Genomic DNA, 18,254 nt, shown 5'->3' with positions numbered 1-18,254 from the left:
AACTCCTCGGGGTACTTGCTCCGTCGGCCCACCCGGGCCCTCCCTCCTCGGCTTGCGCCAAGTCTGGAGGTGTTCAGCCGACGGGGGTCACTTCATTTGTGGATGCCGGACGCGTCCCCAGTTTGCGCTGACTTCGACACGCGCTCGTTGAGGTCGCCCAAGGTCGCGGCATGCCCAAGCGGACGTTCGGATCGGTCGACCGGTTGCCGAGCGGCCGCTTCCGCGCCCGCTACCTCGGCCCTGACGGTCGACGTCACAGCAAGATCTTCGCCGCGAAGGCGGACGCCTGGGCCTGGCTCGCGAGCGAGCAGACGGACCTCGCCCGGAAGAGCTGGCGAGCTCCGAACGCCAGCGGCCGGACAGTCGGCGAGTACGCCGAGGACTACCTCGCTCGCAACGACCTCCGTGAGAGCACCCGCGTGCTCTACGCCGGCCTCTGGCGCCACCACCTCGCCGAGGCATGGGCCCACGTTCCGGTCGACGAGGTCACACCGGCGGCCGTTCGCTCCTGGCACGCGCAGGCCGGCCGGACGACTCGTCCGACGGCACTCGCGCAGTCGTATCGGCTGCTGCGGGCCGTCCTCAACGTCGCCGTGGCCGATGAGGCCATCCCGTCAAACCCGTGCCGACTGCGCGGTGCTGGCACGCCCAAGGCGTCCCGGCCCTCCCGCGCGCTGACCGCCGCAGAGGCGCTGCAGCTGGCTGAGCGCCTGGGGCAGGACCGGAGAACCGAGCGCTACCGCGCACTTCTCCTCGTACTGGCCTTCGGTGGGCTGCGGTTTGGGGAGGCCACCGCCCTGCGGCGGTCTGATGTCCTGACCGGAGGTCGACTGCGCGTCGAACGATCAGTCCGTCGCGTCAGCGGCCGCTGGGTGGTCGGCGAGCCCAAGACCGATGCCGGGCACCGAACCGTGACGCTCCCCGCTGCCATCGCGGCAGTGCTAGAGGAACACGTGAGGAAGTACGTCGGCGCTGCTCCGGACGCCCTCCTGTTCTCCACCAGTACTGGCGGCTACCTCGCCCGCAGCAACTGGAACTCGACCTTCCGCCGCGCGGCGAACGCCATCGGCCTGCCTGCGGTCCGACCGCACGAGCTCCGGCACACCGGTGCCACCCTGGCTGCAGGCACCGGTGCCACCACCAAGGAGCTGATGCGCCGACTAGGCCACTCCTCCCCCGCCGCCGCCCTGCTGTACCAGCACGCGGCCGACGATCGCGATGCCGACATCGCCCGGGCGCTCGACGCCATGCTGGGCGCGCTGGGCGACGACCAGGACGGCTCGGAACCGCCGAAGTAGCAGCGGCCGGGAAGACGATTGGTCACGTAGTGGTCATAAAGGCCTCTATGAGACCCCTAGCGAGCTCCTGAGCAGGGCATATGGCCCGGAGCGGCCTGCCTTCCAAGCTGGCCATGCCGGTTCGATCCCGGTCACCCGCTCCGCGCAATTCCGCAGGTCCCGTTGCACGACAGGCGAAGTGGGGAAGGTCCGGAAGACCCTCCGGAAGGCCAGATATGCTCTGCGCGCGATGGGCTGGCGAGATCGAGCGCCGTGACGACGAGCTCGAGCAGTGCGTCGCTCGGCGTGAACGAGTCGGGCACGTGGTTGGGCTCCGCGGCGCCACATGAGGTCGGAGACGTCGTAGCCCCGAGCGAGCCCGGACAGAACGGTCTCCTTCGCCCAGCGGTGCAGGACCTCCACATCGACGCGCTGCCGGCTGGACATCGATACAGGGACACCGAGCTGACGTCCGGCATTGAGCGAGGGCACGCTGCCATTGCAGCAACGGGGTGCCCCGAGTCGCCGACGCGAATAGGCGGGGACATCCGGCGGCTGCAGCGCACCGTGCACTCAGGCGGCTGGCGACCAACGACGGCACCCGCAGGTCGAACACCATGCATGGCCGCACGTCCGGAAGCGGCTACCAGCGACGTCAGGCAGCGGGACGGATAGCTCGAACACCTCCTCGCAGGTGATCACCCGCTCCCGCGCCGGGATCGCCGCGCACAGGCAGTTCAGCAGCGACATCTGTACGGATCGACAGACGTCGACATCTGATCGAGAGGCCAGCTTGCCGGGCCGATCGGCCGCGCCGATCGCACAGCGCACCGTGGCGGTCTTCCGGCCGCGTCCGGCCCGTCAGGCGGTCGGCACGCGGTGGATGACGAATTGGTCATGCGCGGTGACCCACACCGCGCCCTCGGTGACGGCGATGCTCCCACTCCCGGCCGGGGGACCCAGCACGCGCACCACCTCGTTGGTCCTCGGGTCCACGGCGGTGGCCAGTTCGGCCTCCGTGCGAACCCACACCGCGTCGTCCCCGATCGCGATGTCGCCGCCGGGGATGCGGCCGGTGGAGACCTGTACGGTCGCGACGACCGCGTCGGTTTCCGGATCGATGCGCGACACCGTGCCGTCGTCCTGGTTCATGACCCACACCGCGTCGTCGCCCACGGCCATGAACCGGGACCCGTAGCCTGTGTCGACGGTCGCCTGCGTGCTGCCGTCGTCGGGGTCCACCCGCACCACTTTCTGATGCGAGGTGGCGACCCAGAGGGAGCCGAACCCACCGCGAAGCGCCTCCGCCGCCCGAGGTGCGGGAAAGGTCTCCCGCACCTCGTTCGTGGCCGGGTCCACGGCCACGAGCAGGCGGCTCTCCGCGTCCGCGCCATCGACGAGAGCCCAGACCGCGTCCTCGGTGACCGCCAGCGAGGACTCCGGGCGGAGACCGGCGTCGGGCATCGGCACGCGGGCGGTGACCGTGCTGGTCGCGGGATCGATCCGGACGAGCGTCGCGATCACGCCGGCCACCCCTTCGCCGGCCCACAGCGACCCGAAGCCCTGATCCATGGCGAGCGGCACGTCACCCATGGCCACCTCCGCCCGAACATCGCCGGTGCCGGCGTCGTAGCCGACGAGACCAGGCTCCACACCGGAGACCCACACCGTGTCTCCGTCAGCGAGAGCGAAGTCGGGGAAGGGTCGGGCTTGGATGGTCAGCGTGCCGAGGTCTGCCACGTCCTCTGCCTTCGGCAGGGGTGTCGAGGATGTCGCGCGCGTGGATGTCGAATCCGACGTGAGCCCGGAGTTCTCGTCCTCAGGGCCGCACCCGACGAGGACGACGGTGCTCACCGTCATCGCCAGGACGAGCGACCGTCTGACGCCGGAGCGTCTCGACGTCATGGGGGCCTCCCCGCGGACGCCGGCCACGGCCGACCTGGCCAACAGACGGACCTACGCGGCCGGAATCGTGGCAGTGGACGACTCGCGTGGGAAGTCCCTCAGCCGCGGTGCGTCGTCGCTGGGGGACACCAGGCGCACAGGTCCGACCAGCCGGGCACAGGCAGCTGAGCAGCATGGTCTTGCCTGGCTGCTCGAGGGCATCGCCTTCGTGCTGTCCACCGGCATCGGCTGGACCAAGCTGCCGGCCGAGCTCGGCTACGGCTCCGGGTGGACCTGCTGGACCCGGCCGGGGTTGAAGGGCGCTGAGCGGGTCGCGATCAGGTCCACCTCGTGCCCGATCCGTCGAGGACCTCCGCACACTGGTGCGCGAGGAGTTCCTGCGCTCGCGCCAACTCACCGGAGTCCGAACCCGGGGGTGACCGACGAGGCCAGCCGGACGGAGCACCGCACGAGAGCTGACCCGGCCGATGATCCGACGGGGCCTCGGTCCACGGACGACCGCGGACCCGACTGCCGCGACCTACCCGCGGCGGGCAGTCGCAGCCTGGATGCTCTCCACGGTCTGCTGCACGTCCATGACCGGCATGACGGTGTAGCTGAAGAAGGGAGCGAAATAGGCGGTCGTCAACACGATCGCGTGGGGATCGTCGGTCTCGCAGACGCACACGCCGGTACGGGCGTCCAGTCCGCCGACGAGCTGGTGGATCTGGAGGTTCGACTCCGGCGTCCACTTGCCGAAGAGCTCCAGCGCCCGCTGCGTCGCCTCCTCGTTCTGCCCCGCCGACCCGCCCTCTCGGGCTGTCCACGTGATGACGTACTTCATCTCGACCCTCCAGGACGGCGTGGAACCGATGCTGGCCCGAGGAGCCTCATCTGCGCGCCGCCGCCCGGCGAGAGACCCCGGCGCGCCGGACACGGCTGGTGCCGGTGGCTCGCATGGCGGCTACCGCACGCATGGAAGGCGCGACGCCTCGCCTCCACCGCAGCAGTCGTCCCGGCGACGGCTGCTCCTCGCCATCGCGATCTGATGATCGACCGCCGACGGCCAGCGCGGACAAGTCGCCGCATGACGCCCCGGAGCCACATCCCCATCCCCACCCCCGACCCGGCCTCCTACGGCCACCTGGTCGCCGCCGAGGACCTCGTCGCCGGTCAGTACGTCCACGTCCACGTCCGTCCACTCGTCCGCTCGGGACGCGAGTGGTGCCAGGTCACCGGGTCCAACGGCTACAGGGCCATCTGTGCCTCGGACTCCCCCGGGCGCAGCGGGATGACCGTCGGCGACCTCACGTCAGAGCAGCAGGCAGCGTGCGGCAGGTCCTCGACGAGATGCCCCGTCGACGTTCTCGAGGCACGGGTCCCGCCGTGCTGACCGCTCCGCTCGACATCGGCGTCGGGACCGAGTGGGAACCGGCGACGTCGCCCTCCCCCTGGCGCACCCGGCTGACCACACCGGAGGCGACCCCTCGTCGGAGCAGCACCGAGCACCACCACCAGACGCTGCGCAACGGGATCGGCGCCCGGCCGCGGGAACGGACCGCAACCGACGAGGACGTCGTGCCCGGGGACGACCGTGTCCTCGAGGAACCGCGCCGCCGGCGGGGTGACGGTGACCGGATCGTCCAGGGAGTGCGCCCGCCGCACGAACACGCGGATGCTCACCGCCACGTCCCAGCAGTGATGTCCGGGGCGTGGTGGCCTTCCCCGTCCGGATCAGCCGTGGTGGGTGGACCGAGGCATCGGCGCGCTCAAGAGGGACCGGGTGACCCCAGCCAGATCAGCTGTGACGGGCAGGGGGTCGGAGGCACCGGTGCAGTGCACCGCGGCACACGACGCTCAGGCCGGAGCGCTCAAGCAGCGGCGAGGGTGTAGCGAGTTCCCGAGCTGCTCGGCACGAAGGCGTCGGGGAGCGCCGCGGCCAACGCCGCCTGGGCCCGCCAGCCCGTGCAGTGCCCCGGGGCGACCAGGTCCGGCGCCAGTTCGGCCAGCGCCTGCACCGTCGGCGTGATGATGGGCTCGAACGCCGGCCCACCCAGGTGCAGGCCGCCGAGGAGCGCGTGCAGCCGACGGACACCGGTGAGCCGCATGGCGTGCCGAGCGGTGTTGACGGCGCCGGCGTGACCACAGCCGGTGAGGACGACGAGCCCGCGGCCGCGGACGTGCACCACCAGCGCCTGGTCGTCGAGCACCAGCGGGTCGTGGCGCCAGTCGGAACCGTCCCACGCCTGGTGCGGCGGTGGCATGCCGCGCTCGAAGTCCGTCGTCCGGTCGATCTCGCCGGTGATCAGCACGCAGCCGTCGACCAGGAGTGAGGGTTCGCGCCGCTCCATCACCCGGAACCCCTCGGCCTCCAGCGCCGCCGAGCTCAGCGTCGGCAGCTCCGTGCCCCCGGTGCCCGGCAGGAGCAGCCGCCGACGCGTCCAGATCAGCGGGTGCACCGTCATCGGCAGCCGGCTGCGTGTGGCCAGCCCGGCCAGCCCGCCGACGTGGTCGAAGTGCCCGTGGCTGAGGACGACACCCTGCACACCCTGCAGGTCGATGCCCAGCCGGTCGGCATTGGTCGTCATGCCGTCGGGCGAGACACCGGCATCGAACAGCAGCGTCGTGGTCGTCTCCCCTCGGCGGACGGTCACCAGGGCGGAGAAGCCGTGCTCCGCCCGCAGGCCCGTGAACGTCCGCCCACCCTCGAACTGCGGCGCGGCGACCGACCCGCTGGCGAACGGTGCCCTGGTCACACGGTCGTCGCTGGTCAGCAGGGCGTCGAAGACGTTGTCGATGATCGTGGTGACGACCACCTCGTCGACCGGCACGAGGGCGATGGGGTCGACCGCCGGACCAGGAGCCGGACGAGGGGCGGCCGCGCCCGACGCGCCGTCACCGTCGCACACGGCCTGACGCTAGCGGTCCCATCCCCGTCAGTGGCGCCTCTCCGCAGCCGTCCTCGTCACCTGCCACACCGCGCACCACCGCGACCGGAGCGGGCCGGATGGACCTGTTGCGCACCGGTGGACAGCGCCTCGCGCACCGCGCAGCTGATGGGGCGGAGCACAGGCGCCATGGTGATGCTGGGCACAGTGCGCCGGATGGGACACTCCGGCCCGGCGCACCGGCCCGCATCCCCGGCTCGAGGGCTGCCGCTCCCCACACTGCCCCGCATGCGCCTGGCTGTCTGCTCCTCCAAGGGCGGGGTGGGGAAGACGACGACCGCCGCGAACCTCGCCGCCGCACTCGCCCGCCGCGGCCGGGTGCTCGCCGTGGACGTCGATCCGCAGGACAGCCTGGGACGGGCGTTCGGGGTCGTCGCCAAGCGCCCGGACGAGAGCCTGGCCGCGCTCCTGGACGACCCGGACGCCGAGGCCCGCGCGGTCATCCGGCGGGACGTCGTCCCCGGGCTCGACCTCCTGCCGGCACACCCGGCCCTGGAGACCGCTGCCGCGCAACTGGCGAGCGCGGGTGGCCTCGTCACGAGCATCCGGCGCGTGCTGCGACCGCTGCTCGCCGACTACGAGCACATCGTGCTCGACACGCGGGGCGACCTGGGCGGTCTCACCCTGGCGGCGGTCTGCGCCGCGGATGCCGTGCTCACCGTCTTCACCAGCGACCCGGGTTCCGCCCTCGGCGTCGCACGGGTCGCGGCGTTCCTCGACCAGCACCGTGCCTACGAGAACACCTCCGCCGTCCTCGTCGGGGTGGCCTGCGCCGTCTGGGACGAGCGGGGGCGCGCCGCCCGGGAGGTCGCCGGCGCTCTGGACGACACCGACCTGCCGCTGTTGGCCACCCGCGTCCCCCTGTCCCGGCGCGTACCGACCAGCACGCTCGCCAAACGACCTGTCGTGCTCTCCCACCCGACCAGTCCCGTCGCCTCCGCCTACCTGGCGCTCGCCGACGAGGTGCTCGCCGCCGCCGAGAGGGTCCCCGCATGACCACCGTGAAGCCGCCCTCCCCCCGCCCGGGCAGCCTGCAGGCCGATCTGCTGGCCGACCTGCAGCAGGCCACGCCGATGCCGATGGCGCGGCCGCGAGGGGACGCCCCAGCGCCCGTCCCGGCGGAGCGGCGGGACGCGACAGAACCCCGGACGCCGACCGTCGACGTGCGCCTGACGCCACGACGCTGGTCGGCGCCCAGCGTGCGTTCCCCGGGCACCGGGACGGGGCTCGTCCTCACGGTGGGACCGGTGCGCGTCTCCGTCACGGGCTTCCGAGCGGGTCCGTGAACAGCACGGACCGGCCGGCACGGCCCCGCCGTCCGGGTTCCCGTCACGGACGCCGGTCCGCGGCCAGCAGATCCGAGGTCGCCGCCCCCGCCCAGCGTCAGCGGGAGTCCGCCGACCGAGGTCGATGAGCACCGGGCCAGGCAGGATCGATGCGTTCCTCAGGGCGCGAGCGGAGACATCCGGTCCACGAGGTCGGCGCGGATCCTCGCGCCGGGGTGGGCGGTGCTGGCGGCGGCCAGGGCGTTGGCCGAGCGCACCGCGTCGAGCAGGCCCGTGCCGCGCGCGAGCTCCTGAGCGAGACACCCGCAGAACACGTCCCCGGCACCACTCGCGTCGCGGGTCGAGGTGGGGATCCCGGGCACCAGGACCGGCGCGGCCCCCGGCTCGAAGCACAGGGCGCCGTCGGCACCGAGCGTGACCACGACGCTGCCGGTGGGGCCGAGTGCCGCGACGCACTCCGCCACCTCCGACGCGTCCGTCGGCTCCGGACGTCCCGCCAGGCGACCGAGCTCGCTGCGGTTGGGGACGAGCACGTCGACGCGCGACACGACCTCGCGGACCGGCTCGGGGTCGGCCGGCATCGGCGCCGGGTTCAGCACCACCACGGCATCCCCGGCCGCCTCGACCGCCGCGGTCACGGCGTCCCGCGGCACCTCGAGCTGGACGAGCAGCACCGCGGGCGAGGCGGCGGTGATCGCGCGGGTCACCTCGTCCGGGGTGAGCGTGCGGTTGGCACCGGGGTCGACCACGATGGTGTTCTCCCCGCTGTCGTCGACGGTGATGACGGCGATGCCGGTCCCGACGTCCTCGCGCACCGCGACCGCGGTCAGGTCGACCCCGACGTCCCGCAGCGCGGCCAGCGACCGCTCCCCCGGTTCGTCGTCCCCGACCGCCCCGACCATGGCCACCTCCGCACCGAGCACCGCGGCGGCCGCGGCCTGGTTGGCTCCCTTCCCGCCCGGCGAGGTGAGGCGCACGCCGCGGGTCAGGGTGGTCTCGCCCGGCGAGGGCAGCACCGGGACCGCCAGGGTCGTGTCGTCGTTCAGCGACCCCACGACGCAGACCAGACCGGTCATGCCGATCCCAGCGCGTCCAGCGCGGCCAGGACCAGGTCCCAGTAGCGCTCGGCGTCGAGCTCCATCGCGACGGAGACGTTGGGCGCGTGGTCGGGCAGCCGGCCGAAGAGGTCGACGACCGTGGTGCCGCGGGTCCACGTCCCGTCGAGCTCCACGGCCACGAAGCAGTCGCGCCAGCGGATGACGTCGGGGTCCAGCAGCGCCGCGATCGTGCACGGGTCGTGCACCGGTGGTGCCTCGAACTCCCAGATGCGCTCGTAGGAGCTGCCGAAGAACCCCATCCACGCCGCGCACGTGCGACCCACGTCGTGCGGCATCGCCGACATGCGCTCGACGACCGCGGGAGTCGCCAGGGCCTGGTGGGTCAGGTTGAGCCCCACCATCCGCACCGGCACGCCGGCACGGAGGACGACGTCGAGCGCCTCCGGGTCGGCGAACGTGTTGAACTCCGCGGTCGGGGTGTGGTTGCCCCGCTCGGTCGAGCCACCCATGAAGACGATCTCGCGGATGTGCCGGACCAGTCCCGGCTCCTGCGACAGGAGCGTCCCGACGTTCGTCATCGGCCCGGTGACCACGACGGTGACCGGCTCGGGCGAGTCCGTCAGCAGGCGCCGCAGCATCTGCGTGGCCGTCTCGTCGACCGGTGCCGCCGTCGGCTCGGGGAGGTCGGGGCCGTCGAGCCCGGTCACCCCGTGGACGTAGTTGCCCAGGGCGACCTGACCGCGCATCGGCCCGGCGGCTCCGGCCGCGACGGGGACGTCCTCGCGACCTGCCAGCGCGAGCACCCTCAGGGCGTTGCGGGTGGCGTCCTCGACCGCGCAGTTGCCGAAGCAGGTCGTGATCCCGAGGAGGCGCACCCCCGGTGACCCCAGCGCGAGCAGGATGGCGACCGCGTCGTCGTGCCCGGGGTCGCAGTCCAGGACGACGGGCGTGGGACCGGCGTCGGTCACCGCGCGGCCAGCCAGCGCAGCATCCCGCCGACGAGCGGGGCAAAGCCGTCCCAGGCCAGGAAGTCCTCCGGGCACCAGTGGGGCCCGATGTCGGAGGTCCACACGAGGGACCGGCCCTCGCCGACCTCCCGGGTGGCGATGAGCACGTCGCCCCCGACGGTCGCGACGACCGCGGCGTCCTCCCGGGGCCGGACCAGGTTGTAGCCGAGCAGGGTCGGCGCGGAGCTGGCCAGCTCGGCCCAGCCTGCGGCGACGGGGTGGGTCGGCAGGCCGAGTGCGACCGGGGCGCCCTGCGGCGCCTCCACCCGGTCGTCGGCCTCGAGCATCGTCACCGGGAGCACGTCGGCCACGGCGGTCCTGGCGAAGTTGGCCCGCGCCTGGAAGCCGGTGAAGCTCAGGTAGCCGCCGGCCATCATCAGACCGCCACCGCCGCGGGTCCACTCGGCGAGGGCGACCAGCGGGTTGTCCGTCCGACGTCCCTCGAGGAACACCTCCGGGGGGAGCAGGAAGCTGTTCGCGCCGATGTCGGAGAGGATCACGGCGTCGTACGCGGACAGCGCCTCGACGGTGCGGGGGAACGAGCCCGGCACGTCGTGGGCGTACATCTGCTCGACCTCCAGGCCCTCGCTCGCGGCGGCCGCGATGAACGCGTCCGCGCCCGTGTGGAACGAGGTGCTGGAGAACTCGTCGAAGCCCTTCACGTGGGTGGCGGTCGAGATCCAGCTCTCGCCGGCCAGCAGGATGCGGGTCACGGTGTCCCCTCGGTCGGGTGTCCGCCGCCGAAGAGGCGGCGCGGGTTGTCGGTCATCAGCGACAGCACCTGCGCCTCGTCCACGCCGTGCCGGTGCAGACGAGGAGCGAAGTACTGGAGGACGTGGGCGTAGCCCGGGCCGCCGTGGCGGCGCAGCAGCGACTTGACGAAGACGTCCTGGCTCAGGAGCAGCCGGCCGCCGTAGCCGAGCGCGATCAGGCGGGCCAGGTGGGTGGCGTTCTGCTCGTCGGAGGGGCACTGCACGCCCTGGTCGGCGTAGTAGACCTCCATCCCGAGCATGTCGTACTGGACCCAGGCGCCCCGGTCCATGACCGCGCGCTGGTAGTCCGGGTCCTCCCCCGACGGGCCCATGTGGCACAGCACGACCTTGGCGAGGTCGGCACCCGCGCTCTCGGCGAGGTCGAGGACCGTGCCCGCGAGGCGGAACCACCCGGGCAGGTGGACCTGGATCGGCAGCCCGCACTCGACCTGGGCTGCCAGGGCACCCCGCAGGCCGACCTGCTCGGCCGCGGTGAAGTCGGCGCTGACCCCGATCTCGCCGATGATGCCGGGCCGTACGCCGTCCTCGCCGTCGCGGACGTCGGCCAGGATGCGGTCGGTCACCCCGTCGGCCCCGAGCGCCACCAGGTCGACCGGGTGGGAGGCCTCGAGGTAGAACCCCGTGCCGGCCACGACGTGCACGCCGGTGCGCTCCGAGATCTGCCTCAGCCCGGCGAGGTCGCGGCCGATCCCCCAGCCCGTGGTCTCGACGACGGTGCGTCCGCCCAGCGCGGCGAACCGGCCCAGCTCGGCACAGGCCACGTCGACGTCGTCGAGCGCGAGGTTCGCGCGGTTGCCGAAGGGGTCCTGGCGCAGGTCCCAGAGCAGCGCCTCGCCGACGGGGGCGTCCGCGAACTCGTCCGGGTCGAGACCGTGGGACGTGCTGCGCTGCCACCAGGACGAGACGTCGTTCAGCAGGTGCTCGTGGGTCAGGGTGATCCCGAGGTCGTCCACGGGGACGGGCCCGCGGACGGTCTGGACGGCCGTCACCGGCTCACGTCCGCTGCCCCGAGATGCCGCTGAAGAGCCTGGCGTTGAGCAGGATCGCGACGATGAGGATCAGGCCCTGGGTGATCGGTACCCAGTAGACGTCCACCCTCAGCAGGACCAGTCCGTTGCTGATGACGCCGAGCGTGACCGCGCCGATCGCCGAGCCGATGATCGAGCCCTTGCCGCCCATCAGGGCGGTCCCGCCGAGCACCACGGCCGTGATGACCTCGAGCTCGAAGAGCGTGCCGGAGTTGGACGAGCCGCTGGCCAGGCGGGCGGCGGTGATCACGCCCGCCAGTCCCGCCACGAGTCCGGTCAGCGTCAGCACGGCGAGCTGGATCCGTCGCACGTCGACCCCGGCGCGCCGCAGGGACTCCGCGTTCGAGCCCACCGCGACGACGTACCGGCCGAACCGGGTGTGGTTGAAGACGTACCAGCCCGCGGCGACGACGACGACCGCGATCCACGTGGGCGTGTAGAGCCCCGCCAGCCTGCCGTTGCCGATCGGCAGCAGGAAGTCGGAGGTGATCGGCGTGCTGTAGCCGTCGGTGATGAGCAGCGCGAGACCGCGCACCGCGGTGAGCGCGGCGAGGGTCACGATGAAGGACTGCAGCTTGCCGAACGCCGTCAGGGCGCCGTTGACCAGGCCGATGCCCAGCCCGAGTACCAGGGCGAGCACGAGCGCCACGACGGCGCTGCCGCTCTCGGCGACGATCGCGAGGGCCGCCGCGCTGAGCCCGAGGATCGACCCGACGGACAGGTCGATGTTGCCGGTGGTGATGACGAAGGTCATCGCGACGGCGACGACGACCGTCGGGGCGACCTGCCGGGCGACGTTGACCAGGTTGTTCGTCGTCAGGAAGGCGTCGGTCTGCACGCTGAAGAAGACGAACAGCACGGCGAGCACGGCGGAGATCGACAACACCCCGAAGTTGCGGTGCACGAAGTCCTGACGGGCGCCGCGCCGGTCGGCCCGACCGGTGGGCGGGGTGACGGTCTCGGTGCTCACGGCGTCACTTCCCCATCATCGCGGTCACGAGACCGCCGAGGTCGGTCTCGGAGGGCGTCATCTGTCGGTGGTTGACGCCCTCGTACAGGACGACGAACCGGTCGGCCACCTCGAAGAGGTCCTGGAGGCGGTGGGTGATGAGCACGACGCTGACCCCCCGGGTGGAGACGTCACGGATCAGCTGGAGGGTCATCTCGACCTCGCGCGCCGCGAGGGCAGCGGTCGGCTCGTCGAGCACGAGCACCTTCGGCTCGAAGGTGACGGCACGGGCGATGGCGATCGCCTGGCGCTGTCCGCCGGACATGGTGGCCACCAGCTGACGGGTGTCGCTGATGCGGATGTGCAGGGTGGCGAGGTCCTTCGCGGCCTCCTCGTGCATCCGCTTGTGGTCCAGGCGCCGGCTGAGGGGACGGTAGATCTCCCGGCCGAGGAAGAGGTTGCCGGCGACGTCCACGTCGTTGCACAGCGCCAGGTCCTGGTAGACCATCTCGATCCCCGCTGCCCGTGCTGCGCGGGGGCCCGAGCCGGTCAGCGCCGTCCCGTCCACGCGGATCTCCCCCGAGTCGGGGACGACCGCGCCGGCCAGCATCTTCATCAGCGTCGACTTGCCGGCACCGTTGTCGCCGACCAGACCGACGACCTCCCCCCTGCCGACCGTCAGGTCGACGCCGCGCAGCACCTCCAGGGCGCCGAAGCGCTTGCGGATCCCGCGCATCTCGACGCGCGGCGTCGAGAGGTCGCGGGTGCCGGAGGTCACTCGAAGATCTCGCGGTACTCGTCGACGTTGTCCGAGGTGACGATCGTGATCGGCACGTCGATGAAGCCCGCCGGCTCCTCGCCCTCGAGGATGGCCGCGAGCTCGTTGACCGCCTCGATCCCCTCCTGCCGCGGGTCCTGCTGCACGACGGCGGTCACCAGGCCGCTGTCGATGCCGGCGATCACCTCGGCGGTGAGGTCCCAGCCGATGACCTTGGTGCTACCCGCGGGGTCCAGCGCGGCGACGGCGCCGACGGTGGCCGGCTCACCCGTGGTGTAGACGAAGGACAGGTCGGGCTGGGCGGTCACCAGGTTCTGCGCGGCGGTCGCGGCCTGCTCCTGCACGTTCTCGCCGTCGACGGCCTGCGTGAAGGTCGCCCCGGCCGCGTCGACGACGGCCCGGAAGCTGTCCTCGCGCTGGTTCTGGATGAACGAGTTGCGGGCGTCGACGACGCCGTAGCTCGCCCCCTCGGCGAGGCCCTCGTCCACGACCCACTGGCCCGCCTGCTCCCCGGCGGCCTCGTTGTCGACGCCGACGAAGGTGTCGACCGACCCCTCCTCGAGCTCGGCGTCGATGGCGACCGTCCGGATCCCCTGCTGGGTGGCCTGCTGCACCGCCGGCAGCACGCCGTTCACGTCGATGGCCACCACGATCAGGCCCGTCACGCCCTGGGACACGAAGTTCTCGATGTCGCTGTTCTGCTTGGCCGAGTCGTTGTTGGCGTTGGCGATCTGCAGCTCGCACCCGGCCTCGTCGGCCGCCTCCTGCGCGCCCTCGTTCATCTGCGTGAAGAAGGTGGCGGTCTGGTTGATCTGGGTCATGCCGATCACGCACTCCTCGGCAGGCTCCCCGGACGCCCCGGTGGCGGGCTCCTCGTTGCCGGTGCTGCACGCGGTCATCGTCAGGGTCGCGGCAGTCGCCAGGGCGGCCATGCCGAGGTGTCGGGTCATGGGGGTCCTCGTTCCGTGGGAAATCGATTACCGTGGTGGTCGGTGACTGTAGACACACGCTGACCACCTGGTCGAGGGTCGTCGCGCAACCGATACCTCACGCTCCCGTGCCACCTCGTCCGACGACAGGAGCCCGTCGTGCCGCCGTCCCGCTCGGCCACGATGGCCGACGTCGCCCGCCTGGCCGGCGTGTCGGTGGCGACGGTCTCGAGGACCCTGAGCGGCACGCGGTCGGTCGACCCGGCCATGCAGCGCAAGGTCACCGAGGCCGCCGAACGGCTCGGTTACCGGGTGAACCTGGTCGGTCGGGCGCTGCGCCAGACCCGCACGTCGACGGTCGGGCTGGTCGTGCCCGACCTGGACAACCCGTACTTCTCGGCGCTCGCCCAGCAGCTGTCCCGTGCCTTCTCCGACCCCGGGATCGACCTGCTCGTGTTCAGCGCCGACGGTTCGCTGGAGACCGAGGCCCGGGGCGTCCGCTCGTTCCTCGGGCGCCAGGTCGACGCACTCGTGCTGATCCCCGTGCACGAGCAGCTGAGCGAACCGTCCGTCACCGCGGCCGCGGCCGCGGTGCACACCATCCAGCTCGACCGCCGCGTGCAGGGCACCGCCGCGTCCTACGTCGGCGTCAGCAACCGGGCGGGGATGCAGCTCGTCCGCGAGCACGTCGCCGCGGCGGTCGACGTCAGCAGGCAACCGGTCGTCTACGTCGGCGCGACGCCGGACTCCTCCTCGGCCCACGAACGCCTCGACGGCATGCGGCAGTACTTCTCCCCCGACGTCCCCGTTCTGCTCGGGGACTTCTCCGCGGCCTGGGGGCGGGAGGCGGCCGCCCGCATCCTCGCCGACGGCTGGACCGGCGCCACGATCGTGACCGCGGCCGACGTGATCGCCCTCGGCGTCCTGGCGCACCTGCTGCACGAAGGCCGCTCGGTCCCCGACGAGTTCCGCGTCGTCGGCTTCGACGGGATCGGCGCCGCAGCGCTCGCCCATCCCTCGCTGACCACGGTGCGCCAGCCCGTCGAGGAGATGGCGCGGTCCATCCGGTCCCTGGTCGAGTCCGACGACGAGCCCTCGTCGCGGTGGTTCAAGCCCGACATCGTGTTCGGGGCGACCAGTCCTGCCGCTCCCTGACCGTCAGGTGGACCAGGTGGGGCAGCCGTGCACCTCGCAGGGCGGCGGTGACCCTGCCGGCGGACCGTCAGTCGAGGTGCCCGAGCTGCAGCAGGGCCACGACCAGGAGCGCCAGCCCGAGGATCGTCGCGGTCGCGAGCAGACGCTGGAGGGGTCGCAGCCCGGTGCGCCGGACGGCGAGCAGCACCACTGCCACCAGCACGGCGGCGTAGAGCGCCATCCCGGTCCACAGCGCCCGGTCCAGGGGGAGCATCCCGCCCCAGGCGAGGGCCAGGACGACCACCGGGGCCAGGGCCGACCCCAGGGCACCGAGAGCGATCCGCCCCATCGTCCGGAGCTCCTCCGTGGCCGGCAGCCGTTGGTGGACGACCTGGTGCGAGACGACCTCGGCGAGGAGGCCTGCGGCCGAGATCCCCAGGACACCGATCCCGACGGACAGCAGCGCGTCCGCGGCAGTGGCGTGTCCGGTACCGGAGACAGCCGCCAGGATGGCGAGTCCGGTGAAGCTGGCGTAGATCTGCTCCTTCAGGGACCGGGTGCGCTCGCCGAGCCTGGCCGGTGGGGCGGGGCCGCCTCGGTCCCCGGTCGTCGTGTCGGTCATCGGGCACCTCTTCCTGGAGGGGCGGACCGGGTGTGCGCGGCCCGCGCTCGCGAGCCGTCCGGTCTCCCGAGCCGCCTCCGCCGCCGCGGACCGGGCTCATGCCGAGCCCTGGGCGGATCCGCTGCTGGTCCTGGTCACCTCCAGGATCTCCGCGGCGATCCGCAGCAGTTCGTCGTTCTGTTCCTCCTGGTGCTGCACCGTCTGCCAGCGGTGGTCGGCCAGCACCTCGCTCTTCTCGTCGCTCCGGTTCTGACTGATCATCACGAAGGTGGTCAGGAAGATCGCCTCGAGCGAGACGATCATGGTCAGGAGTCCGAAGGGGTACTCCTCGACGCCGAGGACGATCCAGCCGGCGAACCAGAGGACGTGGAGGTACACGAACCGCATCGACCCGGCGAACGCGGTCACCGCATCGGCGACCCGGTCCTCCAGGGCGTGCCTGCGCTGTGCGGCGTACGCCCGCAGGGCCGGGTCCAGCGGCCTGGGCCGCTGCCGGGCGCTCACGTCCGGGCCTTCGACCGGCCGGAGGCGGTCAGGCGGAGCTGGTGCAGCACCTCCCGGGCCCGGGCGTCCCGGGCCGCAGGGGAGAGCCCCAGGGCGCCCGCGGGGAGGCGGATCCGCAGCGCGCCGGGCAGGGACCTGAAGCTCAGCGGTGGCGCCATCCGGAGGGCCTCGCCGTCGAGTCCGACGTCCACCGGGTGCGCCGAGTGGACCCGGAAGGCCGCCGTCTCCCACGCGCAGTAGCCCGGATGGCGCCCGGGTCGACCCGCCGCGGCCGCCGCGAGGAACCCGGTGGCCGCCCGGTCGCCCCGGATCTCGAGCGCGATCACCCCGAGGTGGCCGGTGTCCAGACGCGGACGGGTGGTGCGGGAGCCCGCCGTCGCGCCGTACGGGTTGTTGGAGACCTGGACGACGTGCGCGCCGGAGTGCCGCTCCCCCGCGGGCCCGGTGAACTCCAGGTCGAACGGCGCACTCCCCGGGCCCAGCAGGCGCGGCAGAGCGGCCAGGGTGGTGTCGACCTTGGCGTCGCGGTACTCGGGCGAGCGGATGATCTCGGCGTAGAGCCCCAGCGACACGTTGTTGACGAACACCCGGCCGTTGACCGCTCCCAGGTCGACCACGCGTTCCACCGCCGGGCCGAACGCGTCGAGCGCGCCGATCACGTCGTCCCGGTCCAGGCCGAGGTCGAGGGCCAGGTGGTTCCGGGTGCCGGCGGGGACGACGACCATGGCCACGCCGTGCCGGGCCGCCACCCCGGCGACGAGCCCTTGCGAGCCGTCGCCACCGGCCATGCCGATCACGTCCGCCCCCCGGGCGACCGCCGCCTCGGCCAGCGCGACCAGGTCGTCCCGCGGCCCCAGGACGACCGGCTCGATGCCGCGCGCGCGGCACTGCCCCGCCAGGTCGAGGCGCTGCGCCGTGGCGCCGCCACTGCGCGGGTTCAGGATGAGGACCGCGTTGCGGGCGCCCGGGACGGCGACGCCGGCCGTCGGGGCACGCCGCAGGCCGCGGGCGTCGCGGCGGACGGCGAGTGCCACGAGGACGAGCGCCAGCGCGACGGCGGCCACCCGGACGAGGACCGAGGCCGTGTCCGCGCCGCCGAAGGAGACCGCCACCAGACCGGCGGCAGCTCCGAGGGTCACGATGGCGGCGAGCAGCCGGCGCCATCCCGCGCGGGTCACGGCGGACCAGGCGCCGAGCACGACCGCCGCCAGCAGGGCCAGCTCGAGCGGCAGCCGCCGGAGGTCGCCGACGATCGCGAGCAGGACGACCACGGTTCCCGCGCCCGAGGCCAGGAGGGCACCGGTCGCCGTCAGGCGCCGCCACGCCCCGGCCAGGGCGCTCACGACGTCCCCCGCCGGGGACCGAGGGAGAGCCGGGGTACCGCGTGCACCCGCCACAGTCCGCAGGCGACGGCCTCGCCGACGGTGGCGCCGACAACCGCCCCGGTGACGACGTCCCCGGGGAAGTGCACTCCGGTGTGCACGCGGGAGTAACCGACCGCGGACGCGAGCACGCGCAGGGGGAGAGCCGCGGCAGGCAGGACCTGACCGACGGCGGTGGCGAAGGCGAATCCCGAGGCCGCGTGCCCCGACGGCCACGACCGCGATGCCGGCATCAGCACCCGGCGGTCGGTGGGCACCCGGGCCGACTCGCGATCGGGCCGACGTCGGCGGGCGACCGCCTTCAGGATGCCGTTCACCACCGCGGAGTCGACGGCGACCGCCAGCAGGCCCGCGCCGGCGGCGCGCCGACCGGGACGGCCGCCGAGGGTCGCCATGGCGGCGGCCACGGCCAGCCACAGCCGGGACCGGTCAGCGGCGTCCGACAGCCGGCGGACCGGGGCGTCCAGCGTCGGGGTGGGAGTTGCCGCGACGGCGCGGTAGACCGCCAGGTCGACGTCGCCGAGCTGCCGCAACACGGTCGCCGCGGCCGCCGTCCCCCTCCCCTCGGGCCCGGTGTCGAGCCGGCTCGCCCAGCGCTGCCCGAAGGGCGCGGTCGTCTCCTCCGCCGGCGCCGTCCTCGTGTCCATCCCGACCGCCTCCCGTCGTCCGCTCCGGTGGTCTCCCCCTCGGGCCCG

17 protein-coding genes, 1 tRNA gene and 1 pseudogene are annotated in these 18,254 nt (G+C 72.9%); 5 read left to right on the top strand and 14 right to left on the bottom strand.

Translation table 11 applies throughout. From position 1 onward, the window contains the following. Positions 1–170: 170 nt before the first annotated feature. Together LY71_RS05230 and LY71_RS23340 are read left to right on the top strand one after the other, a co-directional pair. Positions 171–1,298 (top strand): site-specific integrase, encoded by a 1,128-nt coding sequence (locus LY71_RS05230; protein ID WP_106275860.1) that lies wholly within the window; start codon positions 171–173, stop codon positions 1,296–1,298. A 59-nt stretch (positions 1,299–1,357) separates the two neighbouring features. Next, a tRNA-Gly gene (locus LY71_RS23340) sits at positions 1,358–1,438 on the top strand. Positions 1,439–2,138: 700 nt separating this feature from the next. Here the strand turns inward: LY71_RS23340 and LY71_RS05225 are convergent. Next, entirely contained in the window at positions 2,139–3,131 is a 993-nt protein-coding gene (locus LY71_RS05225) for a Vgb family protein (protein WP_146146061.1), read from the bottom strand. Positions 3,132–3,369: 238 nt separating this feature from the next. Here LY71_RS05225 and LY71_RS05220 point away from each other — a divergent pair. Next, positions 3,370–3,468: pseudogene (locus tag LY71_RS05220) on the top strand (IS5/IS1182 family transposase); the annotation flags it as partial. Positions 3,469–3,702: 234 nt separating this feature from the next. Here the strand turns inward: LY71_RS05220 and LY71_RS05215 are convergent. Both LY71_RS05215 and LY71_RS05205 read right to left on the bottom strand, forming a co-directional pair. Then, complete coding sequence (locus tag LY71_RS05215) at positions 3,703–4,005, bottom strand: DUF3303 domain-containing protein (RefSeq protein ID WP_106275858.1); 303 nt, start codon at positions 4,003–4,005, stop codon at positions 3,703–3,705. 1,027 nt (positions 4,006–5,032) lie between these two features. Next, positions 5,033–6,070 (bottom strand): MBL fold metallo-hydrolase, encoded by a 1,038-nt coding sequence (locus LY71_RS05205; RefSeq protein WP_106275856.1) that lies wholly within the window; start codon positions 6,068–6,070, stop codon positions 5,033–5,035. A 267-nt stretch (positions 6,071–6,337) separates the two neighbouring features. Here LY71_RS05205 and LY71_RS05200 point away from each other — a divergent pair, with 267 nt between their 5' ends. Then, the gene (locus LY71_RS05200) at positions 6,338–7,105 is read left to right on the top strand and encodes a ParA family protein (protein ID WP_170121224.1); all 768 of its coding nucleotides are present in this window, start codon (positions 6,338–6,340) and stop codon (positions 7,103–7,105) included. Positions 7,106–7,553: 448 nt separating this feature from the next. Here the strand turns inward: LY71_RS05200 and LY71_RS05190 are convergent, their stop codons facing one another. The 7 genes from LY71_RS05190 to LY71_RS05160 are packed head-to-tail and all read right to left on the bottom strand — an operon-like array spanning position 7,554 to position 13,938. Continuing rightward, on the bottom strand, positions 7,554–8,471 hold the full coding sequence (locus tag LY71_RS05190) for a ribokinase (RefSeq protein ID WP_106275853.1): 918 nt from the start codon (positions 8,469–8,471) through the stop codon (positions 7,554–7,556). Then, positions 8,468–9,421 (bottom strand): nucleoside hydrolase, encoded by a 954-nt coding sequence (locus LY71_RS05185; RefSeq protein WP_106275852.1) that lies wholly within the window; start codon positions 9,419–9,421, stop codon positions 8,468–8,470. The genes LY71_RS05190 and LY71_RS05185 overlap by 4 nt, the downstream gene beginning before the upstream one ends. Further along, a complete protein-coding gene (locus LY71_RS05180; RefSeq protein WP_106275851.1) occupies positions 9,418–10,173 on the bottom strand; it encodes a glutamine amidotransferase in 756 nt (251 codons plus the stop codon). Before LY71_RS05180 ends, LY71_RS05185 begins: the two co-directional genes overlap by 4 nt. Further along, a complete protein-coding gene (locus LY71_RS05175) occupies positions 10,170–11,222 on the bottom strand; it encodes a phosphotriesterase family protein (RefSeq protein WP_106275850.1) in 1,053 nt (350 codons plus the stop codon). Before LY71_RS05175 ends, LY71_RS05180 begins: the two co-directional genes overlap by 4 nt. Positions 11,223–11,226: 4 nt before the next feature. Next, positions 11,227–12,231, bottom strand: coding sequence for an ABC transporter permease (locus LY71_RS05170; RefSeq protein ID WP_106275849.1), 1,005 nt, complete (start codon positions 12,229–12,231; stop codon positions 11,227–11,229). 4 nt (positions 12,232–12,235) lie between these two features. Beyond that, positions 12,236–12,988, bottom strand: coding sequence for an ATP-binding cassette domain-containing protein (locus LY71_RS05165; protein ID WP_245887673.1), 753 nt, complete (start codon positions 12,986–12,988; stop codon positions 12,236–12,238). Next, the gene (locus tag LY71_RS05160) at positions 12,985–13,938 is read right to left on the bottom strand and encodes a substrate-binding domain-containing protein (protein ID WP_211297146.1); all 954 of its coding nucleotides are present in this window, start codon (positions 13,936–13,938) and stop codon (positions 12,985–12,987) included. The genes LY71_RS05165 and LY71_RS05160 overlap by 4 nt, the downstream gene beginning before the upstream one ends. Positions 13,939–14,076: 138 nt before the next feature. On the opposite strand from LY71_RS05160, the gene LY71_RS05155 reads away from it, so the two are divergent. Continuing rightward, positions 14,077–15,072 carry a LacI family DNA-binding transcriptional regulator gene (locus LY71_RS05155; RefSeq protein WP_106275848.1) on the top strand — a complete coding sequence of 332 codons (996 nt, stop codon included), beginning with the start codon at positions 14,077–14,079 and terminating at the stop codon, positions 15,070–15,072. A 67-nt stretch (positions 15,073–15,139) separates the two neighbouring features. Here the strand turns inward: LY71_RS05155 and LY71_RS05150 are convergent, their stop codons facing one another. The 4 genes from LY71_RS05150 to LY71_RS05135 form a co-directional block, all read right to left on the bottom strand. Beyond that, a complete protein-coding gene (locus LY71_RS05150) occupies positions 15,140–15,673 on the bottom strand; it encodes a hypothetical protein (RefSeq protein ID WP_106275847.1) in 534 nt (177 codons plus the stop codon). A 96-nt stretch (positions 15,674–15,769) separates the two neighbouring features. Further along, positions 15,770–16,177 (bottom strand): DUF1003 domain-containing protein, encoded by a 408-nt coding sequence (locus tag LY71_RS05145; protein ID WP_170121223.1) that lies wholly within the window; start codon positions 16,175–16,177, stop codon positions 15,770–15,772. Further along, entirely contained in the window at positions 16,174–17,520 is a 1,347-nt protein-coding gene (locus LY71_RS05140) for a diacylglycerol/lipid kinase family protein (protein ID WP_106275846.1), read from the bottom strand. The genes LY71_RS05145 and LY71_RS05140 overlap by 4 nt, the downstream gene beginning before the upstream one ends. Beyond that, entirely contained in the window at positions 17,517–18,206 is a 690-nt protein-coding gene (locus LY71_RS05135; RefSeq protein ID WP_106275845.1) for a phosphatase PAP2 family protein, read from the bottom strand. The genes LY71_RS05140 and LY71_RS05135 overlap by 4 nt, the downstream gene beginning before the upstream one ends. Positions 18,207–18,254 lie beyond the last annotated feature (48 nt).

It is taken from the genome of Geodermatophilus tzadiensis, from assembly GCF_003002915.1.
In the GTDB taxonomy this organism is placed as follows: Bacteria; Actinomycetota; Actinomycetes; order Mycobacteriales; family Geodermatophilaceae; genus Geodermatophilus; species Geodermatophilus tzadiensis.
Note: the sequence above shows the minus strand (reverse complement) of the source record. Positions and strands in the feature narration are given on the sequence as shown.

Bases quoted from the DNA above. Each gene is read 5' to 3' on its own strand.
- LY71_RS05230 (WP_106275860.1), top strand. From the start codon at position 171: ATGCCCAAGCGGACGTTCGGATCGGTCGACCGGTTGCCGAGCGGCCGC.
- LY71_RS05135 (WP_106275845.1), bottom strand. From the start codon at position 18,206: ATGGACACGAGGACGGCGCCGGCGGAGGAGACGACCGCGCCCTTCGGG.
- LY71_RS05215 (WP_106275858.1), bottom strand. From the start codon at position 4,005: ATGAAGTACGTCATCACGTGGACAGCCCGAGAGGGCGGGTCGGCGGGG.
- LY71_RS05200 (WP_170121224.1), top strand. From the start codon at position 6,338: ATGCGCCTGGCTGTCTGCTCCTCCAAGGGCGGGGTGGGGAAGACGACG.
- LY71_RS05190 (WP_106275853.1), bottom strand. From the start codon at position 8,471: ATGACCGGTCTGGTCTGCGTCGTGGGGTCGCTGAACGACGACACGACC.
- LY71_RS05160 (WP_211297146.1), bottom strand. From the start codon at position 13,938: ATGACCCGACACCTCGGCATGGCCGCCCTGGCGACTGCCGCGACCCTG.
- LY71_RS05150 (WP_106275847.1), bottom strand. From the start codon at position 15,673: ATGACCGACACGACGACCGGGGACCGAGGCGGCCCCGCCCCACCGGCC.